Origin of the sequence: Acinetobacter sp. ANC 3832 (assembly GCF_002135415.1) — a bacterium.
Classification (GTDB): Bacteria; Pseudomonadota; Gammaproteobacteria; order Pseudomonadales; family Moraxellaceae; genus Acinetobacter.
Map to the genome: position 1 here is coordinate 236,423 of NZ_NEGJ01000004.1, position 18,378 is coordinate 254,800.

At 38.5% G+C, this 18,378-nt stretch carries 23 protein-coding genes; 13 read left to right on the forward strand and 10 right to left on the reverse strand.

All coding sequences use genetic code 11. From position 1 onward, the window contains the following. Positions 1–11 precede the first annotated feature (11 nt). The 4 genes from B9T35_RS07770 to msrA all read left to right on the forward strand — a co-directional run bounded on the left by B9T35_RS07770 (position 12) and on the right by msrA (position 2,820). Entirely contained in the window at positions 12–524 is a 513-nt protein-coding gene (locus tag B9T35_RS07770; protein WP_086190550.1) for a dihydrofolate reductase, read from the forward strand. A gap of 31 nt (positions 525–555) precedes the next feature. After that, positions 556–1,629: a DUF4105 domain-containing protein gene (locus B9T35_RS07775; RefSeq protein ID WP_086190551.1), complete on the forward strand. Its 1,074-nt coding sequence runs from the start codon at positions 556–558 to the stop codon at positions 1,627–1,629. Positions 1,630–1,717: 88 nt separating this feature from the next. Continuing rightward, positions 1,718–2,173 (forward strand): META domain-containing protein, encoded by a 456-nt coding sequence (locus B9T35_RS07780; RefSeq protein WP_086190552.1) that lies wholly within the window; start codon positions 1,718–1,720, stop codon positions 2,171–2,173. 122 nt (positions 2,174–2,295) lie between these two features. After that, complete coding sequence (msrA, locus tag B9T35_RS07785) at positions 2,296–2,820, forward strand: peptide-methionine (S)-S-oxide reductase MsrA (protein WP_086190553.1); 525 nt, start codon at positions 2,296–2,298, stop codon at positions 2,818–2,820. Between the two features lie 98 nt (positions 2,821–2,918). On the opposite strand, the gene B9T35_RS07790 is transcribed toward msrA, so the two are convergent. The 5 genes from B9T35_RS07790 to B9T35_RS07810 form a co-directional block, all read right to left on the reverse strand. Beyond that, on the reverse strand, positions 2,919–3,323 hold the full coding sequence (locus B9T35_RS07790) for an ExbD/TolR family protein (protein ID WP_086190554.1): 405 nt from the start codon (positions 3,321–3,323) through the stop codon (positions 2,919–2,921). After that, positions 3,323–3,946, reverse strand: a complete 624-nt coding sequence (locus B9T35_RS07795) for a MotA/TolQ/ExbB proton channel family protein (RefSeq protein WP_086190555.1) — start codon at positions 3,944–3,946, stop codon at positions 3,323–3,325. The genes B9T35_RS07790 and B9T35_RS07795 overlap by 1 nt, the downstream gene beginning before the upstream one ends. 20 nt (positions 3,947–3,966) lie before the next feature. Further along, a complete protein-coding gene (locus B9T35_RS07800) occupies positions 3,967–4,776 on the reverse strand; it encodes an energy transducer TonB (protein WP_086190556.1) in 810 nt (269 codons plus the stop codon). A 206-nt stretch (positions 4,777–4,982) separates the two neighbouring features. Further along, positions 4,983–5,849, reverse strand: a complete 867-nt coding sequence (gene purU / locus B9T35_RS07805; RefSeq protein WP_086190557.1) for a formyltetrahydrofolate deformylase — start codon at positions 5,847–5,849, stop codon at positions 4,983–4,985. 88 nt (positions 5,850–5,937) lie between these two features. After that, a complete protein-coding gene (locus B9T35_RS07810; protein ID WP_086190558.1) occupies positions 5,938–6,630 on the reverse strand; it encodes a TetR/AcrR family transcriptional regulator in 693 nt (230 codons plus the stop codon). 113 nt (positions 6,631–6,743) lie between these two features. On the opposite strand from B9T35_RS07810, the gene B9T35_RS07815 reads away from it, so the two are divergent. The 4 genes from B9T35_RS07815 to B9T35_RS07830 all read left to right on the forward strand — a co-directional run bounded on the left by B9T35_RS07815 (position 6,744) and on the right by B9T35_RS07830 (position 10,624). Beyond that, the gene (locus B9T35_RS07815) at positions 6,744–8,192 is read left to right on the forward strand and encodes a coniferyl aldehyde dehydrogenase (protein WP_086190559.1); all 1,449 of its coding nucleotides are present in this window, start codon (positions 6,744–6,746) and stop codon (positions 8,190–8,192) included. A gap of 159 nt (positions 8,193–8,351) precedes the next feature. Further along, positions 8,352–8,588, forward strand: a complete 237-nt coding sequence (gene rpmB / locus B9T35_RS07820; RefSeq protein ID WP_031952295.1) for a 50S ribosomal protein L28 — start codon at positions 8,352–8,354, stop codon at positions 8,586–8,588. A gap of 12 nt (positions 8,589–8,600) precedes the next feature. Further along, the gene (gene rpmG, locus B9T35_RS07825) at positions 8,601–8,756 is read left to right on the forward strand and encodes a 50S ribosomal protein L33 (protein ID WP_003654787.1); all 156 of its coding nucleotides are present in this window, start codon (positions 8,601–8,603) and stop codon (positions 8,754–8,756) included. 149 nt (positions 8,757–8,905) lie between these two features. After that, entirely contained in the window at positions 8,906–10,624 is a 1,719-nt protein-coding gene (locus B9T35_RS07830) for a cation:proton antiporter (protein WP_086190560.1), read from the forward strand. Between the two features lie 141 nt (positions 10,625–10,765). On the opposite strand, the gene B9T35_RS07835 is transcribed toward B9T35_RS07830, so the two are convergent. Both B9T35_RS07835 and B9T35_RS07840 read right to left on the reverse strand, forming a co-directional pair. Continuing rightward, positions 10,766–11,047 (reverse strand): hypothetical protein, encoded by a 282-nt coding sequence (locus tag B9T35_RS07835; RefSeq protein ID WP_086190561.1) that lies wholly within the window; start codon positions 11,045–11,047, stop codon positions 10,766–10,768. Between the two features lie 114 nt (positions 11,048–11,161). After that, positions 11,162–11,665 carry a DUF6586 family protein gene (locus B9T35_RS07840; protein ID WP_086190562.1) on the reverse strand — a complete coding sequence of 168 codons (504 nt, stop codon included), beginning with the start codon at positions 11,663–11,665 and terminating at the stop codon, positions 11,162–11,164. Positions 11,666–11,956: 291 nt separating this feature from the next. On the opposite strand from B9T35_RS07840, the gene B9T35_RS07845 reads away from it, so the two are divergent. Beyond that, entirely contained in the window at positions 11,957–13,258 is a 1,302-nt protein-coding gene (locus B9T35_RS07845; RefSeq protein ID WP_086190563.1) for an MFS transporter, read from the forward strand. A 136-nt stretch (positions 13,259–13,394) separates the two neighbouring features. On the opposite strand, the gene B9T35_RS07850 is transcribed toward B9T35_RS07845, so the two are convergent. The 3 genes from B9T35_RS07850 to orn form a co-directional block, all read right to left on the reverse strand. Continuing rightward, complete coding sequence (locus B9T35_RS07850) at positions 13,395–14,198, reverse strand: enoyl-ACP reductase FabI (RefSeq protein ID WP_086190564.1); 804 nt, start codon at positions 14,196–14,198, stop codon at positions 13,395–13,397. A gap of 145 nt (positions 14,199–14,343) precedes the next feature. Continuing rightward, on the reverse strand, positions 14,344–15,075 hold the full coding sequence (locus B9T35_RS07855) for a Bax inhibitor-1/YccA family membrane protein (protein WP_086190565.1): 732 nt from the start codon (positions 15,073–15,075) through the stop codon (positions 14,344–14,346). Between the two features lie 194 nt (positions 15,076–15,269). After that, on the reverse strand, positions 15,270–15,830 hold the full coding sequence (gene orn, locus B9T35_RS07860) for an oligoribonuclease (protein WP_086190566.1): 561 nt from the start codon (positions 15,828–15,830) through the stop codon (positions 15,270–15,272). 124 nt (positions 15,831–15,954) lie between these two features. On the opposite strand from orn, the gene rsgA reads away from it, so the two are divergent. The 4 genes from rsgA to secB all read left to right on the forward strand — a co-directional run bounded on the left by rsgA (position 15,955) and on the right by secB (position 18,293). Continuing rightward, a complete protein-coding gene (gene rsgA / locus B9T35_RS07865; RefSeq protein WP_086190567.1) occupies positions 15,955–17,013 on the forward strand; it encodes a small ribosomal subunit biogenesis GTPase RsgA in 1,059 nt (352 codons plus the stop codon). A 91-nt stretch (positions 17,014–17,104) separates the two neighbouring features. Beyond that, positions 17,105–17,512, forward strand: a complete 408-nt coding sequence (locus B9T35_RS07870; protein ID WP_086190568.1) for a rhodanese-like domain-containing protein — start codon at positions 17,105–17,107, stop codon at positions 17,510–17,512. A gap of 18 nt (positions 17,513–17,530) precedes the next feature. Beyond that, on the forward strand, positions 17,531–17,788 hold the full coding sequence (grxC, locus tag B9T35_RS07875; protein WP_086190569.1) for a glutaredoxin 3: 258 nt from the start codon (positions 17,531–17,533) through the stop codon (positions 17,786–17,788). A 46-nt stretch (positions 17,789–17,834) separates the two neighbouring features. Then, the gene (secB, locus tag B9T35_RS07880; RefSeq protein ID WP_086190570.1) at positions 17,835–18,293 is read left to right on the forward strand and encodes a protein-export chaperone SecB; all 459 of its coding nucleotides are present in this window, start codon (positions 17,835–17,837) and stop codon (positions 18,291–18,293) included. Positions 18,294–18,378: the final 85 nt, after the last annotated feature.

Sequence of the window (18,378 nt, forward strand, 5' to 3'; positions counted from 1 at the left end):
ACTAAACAGCTATGAGCTTTAAAAACTTTGAAATCGTGCATGTCGTTGCAATGGATCAACAACGCTGTATTGGCAAAGGCAATGATCTTCCTTGGCATATCTCCGCTGACCTCAAACACTTCAAAGAAATCACCCAAGGTGGTGTCGTGGTTATGGGCCGTAAAACTTTAGAGTCGATGGGACATGCCCTGCCCAAACGTGTCAATTGGGTGATTACCCGAGATCAAAACTGGTCATATGACGGCGTTAAAGTTGCTCATACGATTGAAGATGCTTTAGAGCAAGCGATTGCAGATGTAGAAACATCTGAAAAACCAACATCAATCTTTATTATTGGTGGTGGTGAAATCTTCAAACAAACCATCGCAATCGCAGATCGTTTAGAGCTCACCCATATTGAGTTAGATGTACAAGGTGATGCGCATTACCCAGAAATTCCTGCTGAATTTAAAAAAGTGGCATCCGAAGCACACATTGATGACAAAACAGCTATTGCTTTTGAGTTCGCAACCTATAGAAAATAAGCCCATAATTTTTTATAAAAAATAGACAGATATGCACAATATAGGCAAGAGAGAATTTTTACATGCATTGGGAATGGGCGTTATCCATTCCCTTTTCAGTTTATTGGTGATCTTGTCTTCGTTGTGGTTATGTTTCGCAATTTGGATTCAACAACCTGGTGGATGGCTCATCAGTCGACTTCTCATTGTTTTTTGGCTGATTTTTGCACTCAGTATCTTGGGCATTTACTTTACTCAAAATATATTTAGTCGTCGTAGAGACATTCAAATTTATATCATTGCGCTCATCTGTAGTCTATTTTGGTATTTTAACATCCCAGCTCAACAAGATCGAGATTGGAGCCCCGATGTTTCCAAACTGCTCTACTATGAAAAACAAGGCAATATTGTCACCTTACACAATATCCGAGATTTTACATGGTATAGCGAAGATAAATTTGATGAGCATTGGGATACACGTACTTATAATCTAGACCATATTAGTGGTATTAATATTATTACTTCCTATTGGATGGGACCACAAATTGCCCATACTTTGGTGAGTTTTGATTTTACTGATCAAAAACCTTTGGTCTTTTCGATTGAGATTCGCAAAGAAAAAATTGAAAGCTTCTCTGCAATCGGGGGGTTTTTCCGCCAGTTTGAACTCAGTTTGATTGCATCAGATGAAAAAGACATCGTCTATACACGCAGCAATGTGCGCGGTGAGCAAGTTTATTTGTTCCCCATTAGTATGCCAAAAGCTGAAACACAGGCTCTATTTTTAGAATATCTTAAAAAATCAGATGAATTACGTGCACAGCCAAAGTGGTATAACACGCTGACCAGTAATTGTACGACCTTGGTTTTTGACATGATTCAAGCCATTGACCCACATAAATTACCACGAGATTATCGCCTATTGGCTTCAGGATACCTACCCAATTACCTCTATGACTTAGGTGCGCTCGACCATCAATGGACAATGAAAGAATGGTATCAACGGGCACATATTAATCCGCGGGCACATGAATTTAGTCATTTAAGTCAACAAGACAGTTTAAGTTTTTCTAAAGTCATTCGCGTCGGCTTACCGCAACGCCAACTCCCTAGCTCAATTGAATAAAAGATACGCAACACATACAGAGTTAAGCTAGTGATTTATTTGTTTTTTTGATTAGATATAAGTTACTCATTCAAGTTAGAGATTTACTATGCTAAAAAAACTAATTGCAGCAAGTTTGATCGCTTCTACATTAGCCGTTGTCGGTTGTACGTCTATGCCTAGTTCAACTCAGCAAGCAAAAAATTTAGAACTTTTACAAAATAAAACTTGGGTGATGACACATATTGGCGCTGTTGAATACAAAACTGACCCACGTGCAAACAATATTCCAAGCATTCAGTTTGATGGCAATGAAATGCGTGTGAGTGGCGCGGATGGTTGTAATCGCTTAATGGGCACATATGCGGTTAAGGGAAATCAAATTACCCTTGGGCAAATGGGTGCAACTCAAATGATGTGTATGGGTACGATGGAACTTGCAGGAAAATATACGGAAGCTTTAAATAAAGTGGCGAGCTACCAAGTGTATGAAAAAACATTAAAACTTTTAGATCGTCATGGTAATGTCGTTTTACAGTACACCAGTGCCATTCAACCACGTTAATCAATTGTAAAATTTAATCAAAAACCTGATTCGTCAGGTTTTTTACATTTTGTATGTAAAAGTACATCATCGCTTCATAAAACGTTTATATTATAAAAAATCAAAAGAAAAAGGATTGAACAATGCAACAGGCATTATTTGGTGGGGGATGTTTTTGGTGTGTAGAAGCCATTTTTTTACAAATTAAAGGTGTTCAGCGAGTCATTAGCGGTTATGCAGGTGGTCATACACTCAATCCAAGCTATGAAGATATCTGTAATGGCGATACCCAACATGCAGAAGTGATTCTAGTGGAGTTTGATGAAACTCAACTCAGCTTTGAGCAACTGCTTAATGTTTTCTTTGCTACACATGATCCAACCACACTCAATCGCCAAGGCAATGATGTTGGCACACAATATCGCTCTGTAATTTACTATTATAATGATGAACAGAAGCAACAAGCTGAGCAATATATTGAGGCTTTAAAATCAGATGGTTTAAACATTGTAACTGAGCTATCTCCTGTACCAACTTTTTATCCCGCTGAAGATTATCATCAGAACTTTTATGCAAAAAATCCATCCCAAGGTTACTGCAATTTTTCTATTCCGCCGAAATTAATGAAATTACGCAGTCAATTTCAAAGTTTGCTTAAAGAAGACTAAATTAAGCTCTGTAGAAAATATCGATTATTCAGACATAAAAAAGCGATCTAGACAAGATCGCTTTTTTATGCATACTAAATTCATCAATGAACTTGAGCTTAGTTATCACTCATAAAGGCAAGATCGTTTAGCCCGGCTTCGCTAGCACGAGACATTACCTGAGCAACAGTGTCATAACGAGAGTCTTTATCCGCTCTTAATTGAATGGTTGGTTTAACTGCTTTTTGCCCTTCTTCATTAAAGCGCTTTTGCAATTCATCCAAACTAATCATTTGTGAATTCCAAGCCACTTCACCTTTCGCATCAATACTGACTGTAATGGCCGCAGGTGGTGGTTCAATAATTTCAGCAGTAGTTTTTGGTAAAGTTAATGGTATTGATGGGTTAGCAACGGTTGCAGTCACCAAAAAGATGATCATCAATACCAACATAATATCGATCAGCGGAATGAGATTCATCTCATTCATACCTGAATCGTTGTCTTCACCCAATTGAAAAGCCATTAAACTTGACCTCCAACGAATACTTTATCCGTAGCTTTAAGCTGTTCTTTTGGCGCAGATGAATCTTGCTGCAACATGGTGTCAATAAGCAAACCATGCGCATGATCTTGTAAATCATTTGTCAAAGTTCGATTAAAGCGAACACAGATGTTATATGCCAATACAGCAGGAATTGCGACTGCTAGACCTAAGCCTGTCATAATCAATGCTTCACCCACTGGTGTTGCAACCTGAGCTAAACCTGCTTGACCGCTTTTACCGACAGCAACAAGTGCATGGAAAATCCCCCACACTGTACCGAACAAACCAACAAAGGGTGCAATTGAAGCAATTGTACCTAAAACAGATACACCCTTTTCTGCAGAAGATTTTTCTACTGAGATTTGGCGTAACAATGCTTGTTCAGCAACCGCTTTACGTTGATCAAAACCTAAAGGTGCAAGCTTTGCTTTTAACTTACTAATTGCTTCAGTAAGATGAATATTGGCTTGTTGTTTAAGTTGGCGAGTGCCCATAAGACGCAAGATGAAGACAGTCCATGTTGCAATAGACATTACCAATAGCACGAAATACAGAGTTTTACTCACTGCATCAGCATGCTGCCAATAAACTGAAAAGTTCATACTCGAACTCCTAATTAATGTTAGCCGTTAGGTTTCAAATCAAAGGGTAAAGATGCACGTACAGGTCGCCCATCTCGCGTTGTTTTGAATTTTGCATTACGTACAGCACGTAAAATCTTATCATCTAAAGAAGGTAAACCAGAAGATTTAGCCAGTTTAACATTGGTGATATTTCCGTTCGCATCAGCATCAATAACAACTTCTGCAGATCGTGTTTGGTCACCTAAATCTTTATTGGTGAAACTTAAGCGTGGTTTTCTTGACCACTCAATCTCACCTTCACTAATCACACGTGGCTTACTTTTTTCTTCCTGCTCACGTCGTTGACGATCGCGTTCATCTTGTTCACGTTTAGCACGTTCACGCTCATCCTGCTCACGCTTCATACGCTCTTTATCATCTTGCTCACGCTTTTGCTGTTCCAAGCGTTGCTTTTCTAATAAGCGCTCTTTCTCTAGACGATCTTGTTCAAGCTTTTTCTTGTCTACAGTATCGTCTTGATGAATGACCTTTTCCTTAATAATTTGCGGCTTTTGTGCAATCACTTTTGGTTTAGGCTTTGGCGGTTCAACTTTAGGTTCAGGCTTTGGCTGAACTTTCGGTTTAACAGGTTCTACTGGCGGAGGTGGTGGCGGCGGAACATTTTCAACAATTTTAACAAATCTAATTTTTAATGGTTTCTTTTCAATCACTTTCAGTTCAGGTGTCTGCATATGGCTAACAGCCCAAAATACCCCAACATGCCCGATCATTACAGCAACTACGGCGGCGATGATTTTTTTCTTCATCGGGTTTGGTGCTTGCATATTGAAACTGGAAGAATGACTCATATGAATCTGAATACCTAAATCTGAGTAAAGTACAAATCTCTTTTCTGTAGATTTAACTCGTCGGATAGAACAATTAAAGTATTGCAATAATAAATGAGAAGTGTTTTCATTTGCAACTACTTTTTGGATGCTTTTAATCGATTTTCCAAATAGAAAATAAAAAAGGAATGCATAAAGCACTCCTTTTTTATATGAAAAGTTATATTCTATTGAAATACAACTGTTTTATTTCCATCCACAATAATTCGATCTTCTAAGTGCCATTTCACTGCACGCGCTAAAACATTACGCTCTACGTCTTGACCCAATTCACGTAATTGATCAACTGTAAAATCATGATTTACACGTTCAACATCTTGCTCAATAATTGGACCTTGATCTAAATCTGCAGTGACATAATGCGCTGTCGCACCAATCAATTTGACACCTTTCTCATGCGCTTGTTTATATGGATTTGCGCCGACAAAAGCAGGCAAGAATGAATGATGAATATTAATCACCTTCATTTCCCACTTCTGAACAAAGTCTTCATCCAAAATTTGCATATAACGTGCGAGAACGAGTAAATCATTGCCTTGCATAATTTCATCAATTTGTGCATAAGCTTCACGTTTATTCTCTTTGTTTACAGGTACAACAACAAAAGGAATACCAAAGTTTTCTACAGATTCGCGTAAAGCTTCATGGTTTGAAACCACTTGAGTAATTTCACAAGCTAAACCACCACGTGCATGGCGCCATAATAGCTCCAATAAAGCATGATCCACTTTAGACACTAAAATACCGACTTTCTTCACATCACTGACCAAAGCCAAACGCCAATGCATTTCATAACGTTCTGCAACATTAGTTGCAAAGGTCTGAATTAAAGCATCTTTACGGCTTTGTAAATGATCCAGTTCAAACTCAACACGCATGAAGTAACGTCCACCCTGAGCTTCCGTTGCATATTGATCAAGTGCAGTAATATTTGCTCCTTGATGATACAAGAAGCTTGATACAGCTTGTACGATACCCGGCTTGTCTTCGCAAGTAATCAATAGACGTGCTGTGTTGGCAGTTGTCATGTTCATGTTGATTTATATCACTTATAAGTTAAATTGAAAAAACAGCCGAATATTCTAACCTTTTTTAGAAAGCTTTCAACGTTCGTCTTGCATATCAGTTGTGCTTTAAAGCAGACAGGCTGGCAAAAAGTTCCGAAGAACCAAAACTTTCAAGCATTCTCTCATAGGTTTCACGGCTTTCCCCGCGTAAGTAAGGACCTTCCAAAAACACCATTTGACGTAAGGCTTGCCAAATCCACTTTTCATCCAAATGATTAGAATCACTTAAATGTCCTGACATATAAAGGAAGTTTGTCCAGTTGGTCAATACAATCCAAATATTAATAATTAATGCTTCAATTTCCGAAGCAGTCATTTGCATTAATCCAGCTTCAACAAAAGCATGGTAAATTTTCTGCCCTTGTTGCATGACTTTTCCAGCAAAACGCGGATAAATTTTTCTAAAATCACCGTTATTTTCGACCAGATGATAAACATCTCGATGCAAAAAACGATATTCCCATAGCTGACTACTTAAAACTTGGAAATAACGAATTTTATCATTTGCATTGACTGCTCGGTCATCGGGTAAAGCCAGCATGTCTAATGTCTCTTGCTGGTACTGTTCCATCAGCTCTTTAATAATTTCTTGCTTGTTGCGAAAGTGGTAATACAAATTACCCGGACTAATGCCTAACTCCGCTGCAATATGGTTTGTCGTAACCGAACGCTCTCCACGTTCATTAAAAAGCTGCAGGCTAATCTGCAGGATTCGATCTTTCGTTTTCAATGCTTTGGAGTGCGACATCTTCATACCATTTTTAACCGTTAGCTCAAGCTAACACATAAAGTGACTTGACTATTTAGAGTATTTACTCTAAAAAATATACTGAATTAAACTTTTCGTAAATGGTGTTTGTCATGAACAGTCAAACAAAAACAAACTCAATGACTCCCTACGCGCCAGAAGTCCAACGTTTGCATGACCTCTTAACTCAGCAAAAATCGGCTTATCAGCGTTATCCAGTTCCTACAGCGAAAGAACGAATAGAACGTTTAGCCCGCTTAAAAAAGGTATTGGTAAAATATCAAGATCAACTTGCAGAAGCAATTAATCAAGATTATGGGAACCGTTCAATTACAGAAACAAAAATAGGTGAACTACTCACCTGTTTAGAACAGATTAAATATTATAGCAAGCATTTAACCAATTGGATGAAACCATCCAAGCGCCATGTCGGAATAATTCACCAACCTGCGAAAGCATGGGTGCAATATCAGCCAATGGGTGTAATTGGTATTATGGCACCATGGAATTATCCACTGGTGTTATCGGTTGGACCTTTAATTTGTGCATTGGCTGCGGGGAATCATGCCATGCTCAAAATTTCAAGTTCATCTACAAATTTTGGCTATGTACTTGAAAACGCCCTATCTGAAGCTTTCCCTCAGGAACTTGTTGCTGTCGTAACAGGGGGTGGGGTTATTTCAGATACGTTTAGCCATTTAGCTTTTGATAAAATGATTTTTACTGGCTCAAGTAATGTGGGTAAAACCGTGATGGCTGCGGCTTCAGAAAATCTTGTTCCCGTGATATTGGAATTGGGTGGAAAATCCCCTGCTATTGTCCATCCATCGAGTGATCTAAAAGACGTTGCTCAACGTATTGCTTTTGGAAAACTATGGAATGCGGGGCAAACGTGTGTTGCACCTGACCATATTTTCTTACCGAAAGGAAAAACAGCTGAATTTGTCGAAGACTATCGAAAAATAGTGATCACAATGTATCCAAGCTTAGCTAATAATCAAGATTACACCTCTATTATTAATGATAAGCAATACAATCGGATTCAAGGCTATTTAGAGGATGCACAAAAACAAGGTGCTGAACTCATCGAAGTTAATCCTAAGAATGAAGATTTAAGTCATGTTCGTAAAATTGCACCGACATTATTGACTGGAATTACGCCCAATATGGATATCATGAAAAATGAAATCTTCGGTCCAGTCCTTCCAATCTTAGAATATGATCAAATTGACGATGTAATTGACTTTATTAATAGCCGTCCGCGTCCACTTGCTTTATACTACTTCGACTTTGATAACGCGCGTGCGGATTATGTTTCGCAGCGTACACATTCAGGTCATTTTGGTCAGAATGCTGTATTAACTCATGTTGCACAAGACGATTTACCTTTTGGTGGCGTTGGTGCATCAGGCATGGGGAAATACCATGGGCCAGAAGGGTTCTTTGGTTTGTCACATGAGCGCTCAGTAATGTCTATTCCGAAGCTTTTCAGCATCAAATTCATTCTGCCGCCATTTAATAAGCCATTTGTGAAAATTCTTGAGAAAACCTTTCTTCGCTAACTGATCAAGGCATGATCTATCGCACTCGATCATGCTGTGTTTTTATTAATTCCGCTTGTCTTTTAAGCGGAATTTTGGTATAAAACGCCCCTTGAATGATTTCATCCGTTTACTTTTAATGACTAGCCGCATAATTGCTAGCTAGCAATGGAGTTCACCATGTCTAAGGTTTGCCAAGTTACCGGCAAGCGTCCAGTCGTTGGAAACAACGTCTCGCACGCCAATAACAAAACCAAACGCCGGTTCGAGCCGAACCTGCACCACCACCGTTTTTGGTTGGAAAGCGAAAAACGTTTCGTACGTCTTCGTTTAACAACTAAAGGCATGCGTATCATCGACAAATTGGGTATCGAAAAGGTTATTGCTGATCTTCGTGCTCAAGGTCAAAAGATCTAAGGAGTCAGTAAAATGCGTGATAAAATTCGCCTAGTTTCTACTGCTGGTACAGGTTATTTCTATACCACTACTAAAAACAAACGCACAATGCCGGAAAAAATGGAAATCAAAAAATTTGATCCAAAAATCCGTCAACACGTAATCTTCAAAGAAGCTAAAATCAAATAATTTTAGCCTCTTTAAAAAAACGATCTCAATGAGGTCGTTTTTTTTTGCACTTTTTTTACTCGACTTGTTAAACTTTCATCGTTTCCTTTTAGCATTGCTTTTATTTTTCTTTTTTTCTAATCACCCCTTCAAATTTTAAGGAGTACTTAGTGCCTCATGATGTAGATTTGATTATTTTACTTGCAGTCGGTTTTGGTATAGCGCTCATTTTTGGTTATATCGCTGCACGTTTACGTCTACCCCCTCTGATTGGTTATCTCATTGCCGGGATTATTATTAGTCCAAACACCCCGGGTATTGTTGCCGATCTTGCTTTAGCCAATCAACTTGCTGAACTTGGTGTCATGTTTCTCATGTTCGGCGTTGGTATGCACTTCTCGCTGAATGACTTAATGCAAGTCCGGCGTATTGCCTTACCCGGTGCAATTCTACAAATTGCGGTCGCAACGTTACTCGGAATGATCGTTGCTCACTTCTGGGGATGGAGCTTTGGTTCCTCTTTAGTCTTTGGCTTAAGCCTATCCTGCGCCAGTACGGTCGTGCTTCTGAAAGCACTGGGTGACAAAGGTTTACTCGATTCAATCAATGGTAAAATTGCAGTCGGCTGGCTTCTGGTTGAAGACCTTGTCATGGTTTTAGTCTTGGTACTTTTACCTGCTCTAGCGGTTCTTTTAGGGGGTCATGCCTTAGAAGGTCATGCTAGCAATGATGGTATTTGGCTGACTTTAAGCATTACTTTACTTAAAGTGACGGGTTTTATTGCCTTTATGCTGATTATTGGCAAACGACTTGTTCCGATGATCATGCAATATGTTGCTCGTTTAGGTTCTAGAGAGCTTTTCACACTGACTGTTGTTGCTGCTGCTGTCTCAATTGCATACGGTTCATACGCAATTTTTGGCGTATCTATGGCACTGGGTGCATTCTTTGCAGGAATGGTCGTAAAAGAATCAGATTTCAGTCATCGTGCAGAAGAAGAAACCTTACCGCTACGTGAAATTTTTTCTATTTTATTCTTTGTTTCCGTTGGAATGCTGTTCGACCCAAGAATTATTATAGAACAACCCTTACATATTCTTGCTGTCATCGCCATCATCATGATTGGTAAAACACTTGCTGCAATGGCTTTGGTTTTATTCTTCCGCTATCCATTAAATACTGCACTGACTGTTGGTGCAAGTCTTGCACAAATTGGTGAATTTTCCTTTATTCTTGCGACGCTTGGACTATCCCTAGGATTACTTACACCTGAAGCACAGAACTTAATTTTGGCAGGTGCTTTATTCTCTATTACATTAAATTCATTTCTATTTTCTGCAATTGAACCTGTGCAAAATTGGATTCGTGAACGTTCACATTTAGCGCGTCTATTAGAACGTAGTGGTGACCCTCTTGCAATGTTACCTGATGAGGTTGACCAAGATTATTTACGCGATCAAGTGGTTATTGTTGGTCATGGTGAAGTCGGTCGTCGAATTACGAAGACCTTAATGCAAGATGGAATTAAAGTCGTTATTGCAGAAGAAAATCGTGAAATTGTTGAGAATTTACGAGAAAAAGGAATCGCTGCCGTTTCAGGACGAGCAACTGAACCGAGTGTCTTGATTCAAGCACATATTCAACATGCTCGACTTTTGGTAATTTCACCGATGGATATTTTAGATATTCATAAAATTGTAGATACAGCCAAATTATTAAATCCACACATTCAAGTGCTAGTCTGCGCAGAAAGCAAAGAACAAGCTGAAATTATTCGTCAGGATAATATTGGTGAAGTTTATTTTGCGAAAGAAGAAATGGCGAAAAATATGAGTAATTATATTTTGAATCAAATCGAAATTGCTCACCAACACCCACCGACACATTAGACTTTTTGTATAAAAGTTCTTTTATTTATCCTTAGAGTAACATTTAAAAGTTCTTTAAAAGCGAAGCAAAAAGTCTACTTATAGATCATAAAAAACGCATCAATTGATGCGTTTTTTAACTATCAAATAAGTAATTAATGCTTAGCTCATAAATCGGGGTTGTTCATCAACCACTTCTGCTTGTAATTCATTCACTTGCTTTTCCATCAAAGCAAACAAAGCTGCTTGAATCATTTGTTGAGCGATAATAGGCGTTTGATCACCAATTAAAGCTTTCACTTCATCACTAAACTGAATCGTTACTAATGGTTCTTCTTGTTCAGAATTCGTATTACGAAGTGCCAACTCTCCACCTTCAAGTTGAACCAATTCAAGAATCGCTTCTTGACTACCAAACAACTCTTTTAACTGTTCTATAGACATACACATCCTCTCCATGCTCAACATGGGGCAAAGCACCGTATGTACTTTGCAACTTGTAGATTATTTTATATCGGTATTCTGAACTAAGATTTCAAGTGGCATTGTTAAAAAAGATCAGAACTCAACCATCTCATTACGAAAGCCATCAATCAACTGCGTTAAATCCCGATGCCATTCACGTAAAATTTTGGTATCGGGTAACCATGCCTGTGGGGTTTGCGTCACTTTAATAATCAGATTTGAAGACGTTTCATTTTCAGGTTCAGGTGTACTTGGCTCAGGTGCATATTGGCACATGCGGTATGCCCGCTTTAACTCAGCAATAAAGCCCTCTCGTGCTAAATGTTGTAGAACAGAAATCTCTGGAGAGACTTGTCCTTTTGTTGCCATATGTTCTTCTATTGATTTTAAGGTTGGTTGTAAATCATTCAAACGATAATAACGTACCAATTCTTGTAAAAATGCCAACACCGCACCGTGCAGATGAAACACCGCAGACTCACGATATGCTTGTACTTGTTGAATATGTTCCACCTGCTCGGCTTGCTGGCACGCCAAGCGCGCAAAATAAAGCTTTTGATTGGTACGATCAGCATGGTAACGCGCAACACGGGACATGTTTAAATTCCTAATAAAACACTAAATCTGCATGAATAAGATTAAAGTCAATTGAGTAAAAGTGAAAGCTTTTTATCAAAGCAATCTCTCCACTCGCTAAATCAGGCTAAAAATAGAGCATGCAACATTATTAAGATTTAATTCAGATTGCATTAATAGAATGAAGAAAATATCAACAATTATCAATCTTAAAATGCTTATGCCTCGGATCATGATGAATGAATAAATCAAACCATCAGACATGAGTCTTAACTATAACCGCGCATTTCAATGGATCGGAGAAGCATATAGATGACTGACTCAACTCAATCGGTCTCACGTTTCCGCAGTATTATTAACGTGACCAGTGGTAATTTCCTCGAACAATATGACTTCTTCCTCTTTGGCTTTTATGCCAAGGATATTGGTGAAACCTTTTTTAAATCAGACAGTACTTACGCTGCTCTGATGAAAACTTTTCTCATTTTTGCAGTCAGTTTCTTAATGCGTCCTATTGGCGCTTTAGTACTTGGACCGTATGTTGATCGAATCGGGCGACGTAAAGGCTTAATGCTGACCTTAAGTATTATGGCATTTGGCTCTTTAATTATTGCCTTCACGCCAGGCTATAACACCATGGGTATTGCCGCTGCCTTTTTAATTTTTGTTGGACGTTTAGCACAAGGCTTTTCAGCAGGTGTCGAACTGGGCGGTGTCTCCGTTTATTTGGCTGAAATTGCGACAGATACGAATCGTGGTTTCATTACCAGTTGGCAATCGGCAAGCCAGCAAATCGCCGTCGTATTTGCTGCAGTGCTAGGTTTTATTGTAAATATGCTCTTTACAGCTGATCAAGTTGCAGATTGGGCTTGGCGTATTCCGTTTTGGGTAGGTTGTTTAATTATTCCACTTATTTTCTTTTTACGCAGTAATTTAAAAGAAACGCATGATTTTTCCTCACGTACTGAACATCCAACAACCTCTCAAATTTTAAAAACCTTATTAGAGAATTGGAAAATTGTTTTGGTTGGAATGTGTATGGTGGCGACCACGACCACAATGTTCTATTTCATTACGGTGTATACACCTACTTATGGCAAAGAAGTTCTGCACTTAAGCACTTCGCAAAGTTTAATTGCAACGGTCATGGTTGGGGTTACTAACTTTTTATTCTTACCGATTGGGGGCCATTTTTCAGATCGTTTTGGGCGTAAACCCGTATTGCTCATCACTACACTGTTGATGTTTGTGACGGCTTACCCTCTCCTGAATTGGCTCACCCATAGTATTAGTCTTGGCCATTTAATGATGACCTTACTGTGGTTATCTTTACTTTATGGCTTATATAACGGTGCAATGGTTCCATCTTTGACAGAAATTATGCCTCGTTCAGTCAGAACCTCTGGATTTTCTCTAGCTTATAGTTTGGCAACCTCTATTTTTGGTGGTTTAACACCTGTTGTCGCAACCTTCCTTGTTCAAGAAACGGGGAATAAAAGTATGCCTGCATTTTGGCTGATGCTTTCTTCATTCCTCGGTTTATGTGCTGCACTCTATGTCTTTCATATTGCAAAGCATCCATCTAAAAACTTTAAGTTTAAACAAGATCATTAACGTTTGATCCTGTAAAAAAGAGCGATCATCTTTTCAGATATCACTCTTTTTTTTTTTGCTTTTGGAAAAACTATTTTTATATCCACAATGAAATTAAGAGTTCACTGCAAAATAAAAATGAATAGGATCAAAGTGATTAATCTTCGCCCAGCATTGATGAACTCATACCGACAGTATTGAACCCTGCATCTACATACAGAATTTCACCTGTAATCCCGTTTGCCCATGGTGAGCAAAGGAAAAGCGCTGCATTACCGACATCTTCAATCGTTACATTACGTTTCAGTGGTGCAATTTTTTCATTAGCATCTAACATTTTACGGAAAGATTTAATCCCTGAAGCCGCTAAAGTACGAATTGGACCTGCTGAAATTGCATTCACACGAATCCCTTCTGCACCCAAACTTGAAGCTAAGTAACGTACACCCGCTTCTAAAGATGCTTTCGCCATACCCATGACATTATAGTTTGGCATCACGCTTTCAGAACCTTGGTAGGTTAAGGTCAACAAACAGCCCTGACGCGCAAGGAGCAATGGTTTTGCAGCACGTGCCATTGCAATAAAGCTATATGCACTGATGTCATGAGCAATTTTAAAACCTTCACGATCTGTTACTTCAGTGAAGTCACCATCTAAAGTATGCGCAGGTGCAAAACCGATTGAATGGACAACGCCATCCAAGCCATCCCAATGTTTTGCAAGTTCTACAAATGCGTTGTCGATATCTGCATCATTTGCAACATCACAAGGAAAAACCAATTTAGAACCAAATTGCTCAGCAAAATCATCCACACGTTTTTTTAATTTGTCATTTGGATATGTAAAAGCAAGTTCTGCACCTTCACGATGTAAAGCTTGAGCAATACCAAATGCAATGGATAATTTACTTGCGATACCCGCGATTAAAAAGCGTTTACCCGCCAATAGTCCTTGTGACATGAAATTCTCACTCAATTTGATTTTAGAGCATAATGCCAAGTCTGAAGCTTTTCTGAAATTGCATAATGCATCTTTTTTGCTTTGTTTGGTTAAAACATAAAAAAAATCGCTTCAAAAGAAGCGATTTTTTGTAGCAGTGCTTTTATTAATCGTTAGATAACAAACCAATAATGCGTAAGAATGAAATATACATCCATACCAAAGTTGCTAATAGAGCAATTGCACAAACCCATTCAAAAGATTTTGCTGCGCGTTGTGCTGCTGCATTTTCAATTAAGTCAAAATCAAGAATCAGGTTTAAAGATGCAATCACAGCAATAAAAACAGCCAAACCAATGCCCAACCAGTTGCTTTCAAAAATATATGGAATACTTGAACCAAATGCTAAACGCATAATGATTTGTACAACAAAGACCAAAGCAATGGCGATAGTTGCTGACATCACCACAGATTTAAATTTTTCTGTCGCACGAATAATTTTAAATTTATATAAACCAAACATCACCAAAGAAGTAATGAAAGTTGCCAACAAAGCCTGAACTGGTGCACCCGGATATTTCATTTGGAATACAAAGGAAACTCCACCTAAAAATGCACCTTCAAATAATGCATAAGGAATGGCAAGTATCGGTGCAGTATTTGGCTTAAACGTTGCGATTAACGCCAAGATAAAACCACCAATCGCACCAACCAATGTTGCTGTTTGTGCAATTCCAACATTCAAAGTCACCGCACAATAAAAAAATAAAGCGATACCAACAATGGCTGAAATACTGGTCAATAAAACCGACTTTTGTATCGCACCTTGTACAGTCATGGGCTGACTGTAATCCGCATACGTTTCCGAGCGGGTTAAAATAGGGTTATTACTTTGCATAATTCAACTCATTGTAATAATTAAATGAATAAAAAGATTTTAAGACTATTTATTTTCAAACTGATGGACAGTTTGCATCTTTTTGTAACGTGTCTACCCATTGTAGTATAACTTAAAAATTACAATCTAAAAACGTATAAAAAAGAGGCAATATATGCCTCTTTTTCGAATACCAAGGTTTTAATTCATTTTGATTAATCAGGTTGATTCATAATGAAAAAATATTGGCGGTAATATTTTAATTCTGCAATTGAATCACGAATATCATCCATTGCTAAATGTGATGCATTCTTTTTCAAGCCACTCATAATTTCAGGGCGCCAGCGTTTTGCTAACTCTTTCACTGAAGATACGTCTAAATTACGATAATGGAAAAATTGTTCCATTTCAGGCATCAAACGGTGTAAGAATCGACGATCTTGGCAAATAGAATTTCCACACATTGGTGAGGTTTTAGGATTCACCCATTTTTTCAAAAATTCTAAGGTTTGTACTTCAGCATCACGTGCCGTCAATTTACTACGGCGTACACGACTGACTAAACCAGATTGACCGTGTTGTTTTGTATTCCACTCATCCATTGCATTTAACACAATATCTGATTGATGTATTGCGAGTACAGGCCCTTCCGCAAGAATATTAAGATTACCATCCGTCACAATTGTAGCAACTTCAATAATTTGGTCGTTATCAGTATCAAGACCTGTCATTTCTAGGTCAATCCAAATCAAGCGGGTGTCTGGGGTGCTGCTCATAAATGTGCAATCTTATTAGGCTGAAAAATGACGATAGTAGCAAATTTCTTACATCTTCGCTGTAAATACTATGCTCATCATGCTATTTTTGCCTTCCAATGATCATGGTTTACTTAGGTTATGAATGGCTTTAATTCGTAAACGTCGTTTAACTGAACAGCAACAACGCCGCATTCAGAAGCAACAAAAAACACGTCAAGAAGATGTAGATACTTCCGATGATTTAGAAGGTCTAGTGGTCCAACATTATGGACGACAACTCGAAGTACAAGCCCTTTCAGTACCTCATGAACATCCAGCAAAACCTATCACCAAAGAAGGCGAACCTGAGCCTTCATGGAAAGAGATTGAGCTAGGCAGTGTTTGGCGTTGTCATACCCGTACTAATTTAGAATTATTGGTCACAGGCGACAGAGTGACATGGCAAGCAGATCCAAATACGGGCTTGGGCATTATCACCGCTATTCAGCCACGCCTGTCCTTATTAACGCGCCCTGACCGTTATCATAAAGTTAAACCTGTTGCAGCCAATATCAGCTTAATTGTGATTGTATTTGCAGTACTGCCAGACCCTGCACCAACGTTGATCGACCGCTATTTGGTGGCATGTGCAGATGCTGATATTCCTGCATTATTGGTTTTAAACAAAATTGATTTACTCAAAGAAGATGATACGTTATTAAAACTGGTTCAAGAATACCGTGATCTGGGCTATGAAGTTCTATTGACTCAGTCGGATGGTGATTTGACGGAATTGAGCCAACGGATTGATGGCGAAACAGTTGCCTTTGTTGGGCAATCTGGTGTGGGGAAAAGCTCGCTGATTAATACCATTCTTCCTGATGCAGCACAAAAAACCAATATTATCTCTGAAAACTCAGCACTGGGTCAGCACACCACTACATCTACACGTTTAATTAGTTTTGGTGAAAATGGTGCTTTAATTGACTCTCCAGGGATTCGGGAATTTGGTTTATGGCATTTGAATTTAGATAAAATTGAAAATGGCTTTCCTGAGATTTTCAATTTGACAGGCCATTGTCAGTATCGAAATTGTACCCATACCCATGAGAAACAATGTGCTTTAAAACAAGCCGTTGAATCAGGTGAAATTTTATCGCGTCGTTTAGACAGTTATTTACGCTTAGTCGCTGAAATTACTGAGGCGCAACAAAAAAATTAATTTTCTTTAAATGTAGCCTTGAAGCAGTGATTTTGATCACCATATATATAGGCTATACTCTTCGCAGTTTTGATTTGTAATTAGGTGACTTGTGGAACGTTGGTTCGAGTTTATGGGGAATCATCCCTTTTTATTTGGTGCTTTAGGGGTATTTATCGTTTTGTTCTTCATTTTTGAAGGACAGCGTAATGGTCGTAAAATTTCACCACAATCACTGGGCATTTTAGTAAAAGCTAAAAATGCGATTTTGATTGATTTACGTGATGCGAAAGATTTCCGTGATGGTCACATTAGCGGCAGCCGTAACATTCCATATAGCCAAATTGCAAGTCACCTTGAAGAGTTAAAGTCTTCAGAGCGACCGCTCGTATTCATTTGTAATATGGGGCAAGTTGCAGGCAGTGCCTTACAACAAGTCGGTCATAAAGACAGTTATCGTCTTGATGGCGGTATAAGTAACTGGAAAGCCCAAGGCTTACCATTGGTTAAAGCAAAATAAGTTTAAGGAGTTAAAATCATGACAGCTGAAGTAAAAGTTTATTCAACCACTTTCTGTCCATATTGCGTTCGCGCTAAACAACTTCTTGAGCGCAAAGGCGTTGCTTATACTGAAATCAATTTGGATAAAGAAGATCCTGAAGTACGTATTGAGTTAACCCAAAAAACTAAGCATCGTACTGTGCCTCAGATCTTTATTAATGAACAATTTATTGGTGGTTTTGACCAGCTTTATGCTTTAGAAAAAGAAGGCAAACTTGACCAATTATTGGCTTAACGTTTTATAGATATAGAACACCTCACACATATTAAGGAAATAAAGAATGAGTGAAGAACAACAAGCTCAACCACAACTTGCTTTAGAACGTATTTATACGAAAGATATTTCTTTTGAAGTACCTGGGGCAGGTGTTTTTACTAAAGAATGGCAGCCTGAGTTAAACATCAACTTATCTTCTGCGGCAGAAAAAGTTGATCCAACTCATTTTGAAGTTTCTTTAAAAGTTGTTGTTCAAGCGAATAATGACAATGAAACAGCTTTCATTGTTGATGTGACTCAAGCAGGTATTTTCCTGATTGATGGCATTGAAGAAGATCGCCTTCCATACATTCTGGGTGCTTATTGCCCGAACATTTTATTCCCTTTCCTTCGTGAAGCGGTGAATGATCTTGTAACTAAAGGTAGCTTCCCACAATTGCTTCTTACACCAATCAATTTTGATGCTGAATTTGAAGCAAATATGCAACGTGCTACTGAAGCTGCTGCTGAAGGTCAAGCTTAATCTTTTTTAGATAAGCTGGCTGTTAAAAAGATCGTTTATACGGTCTTTTTTATGTCTTAAACGTCACTTAAACATCGTTTAGATT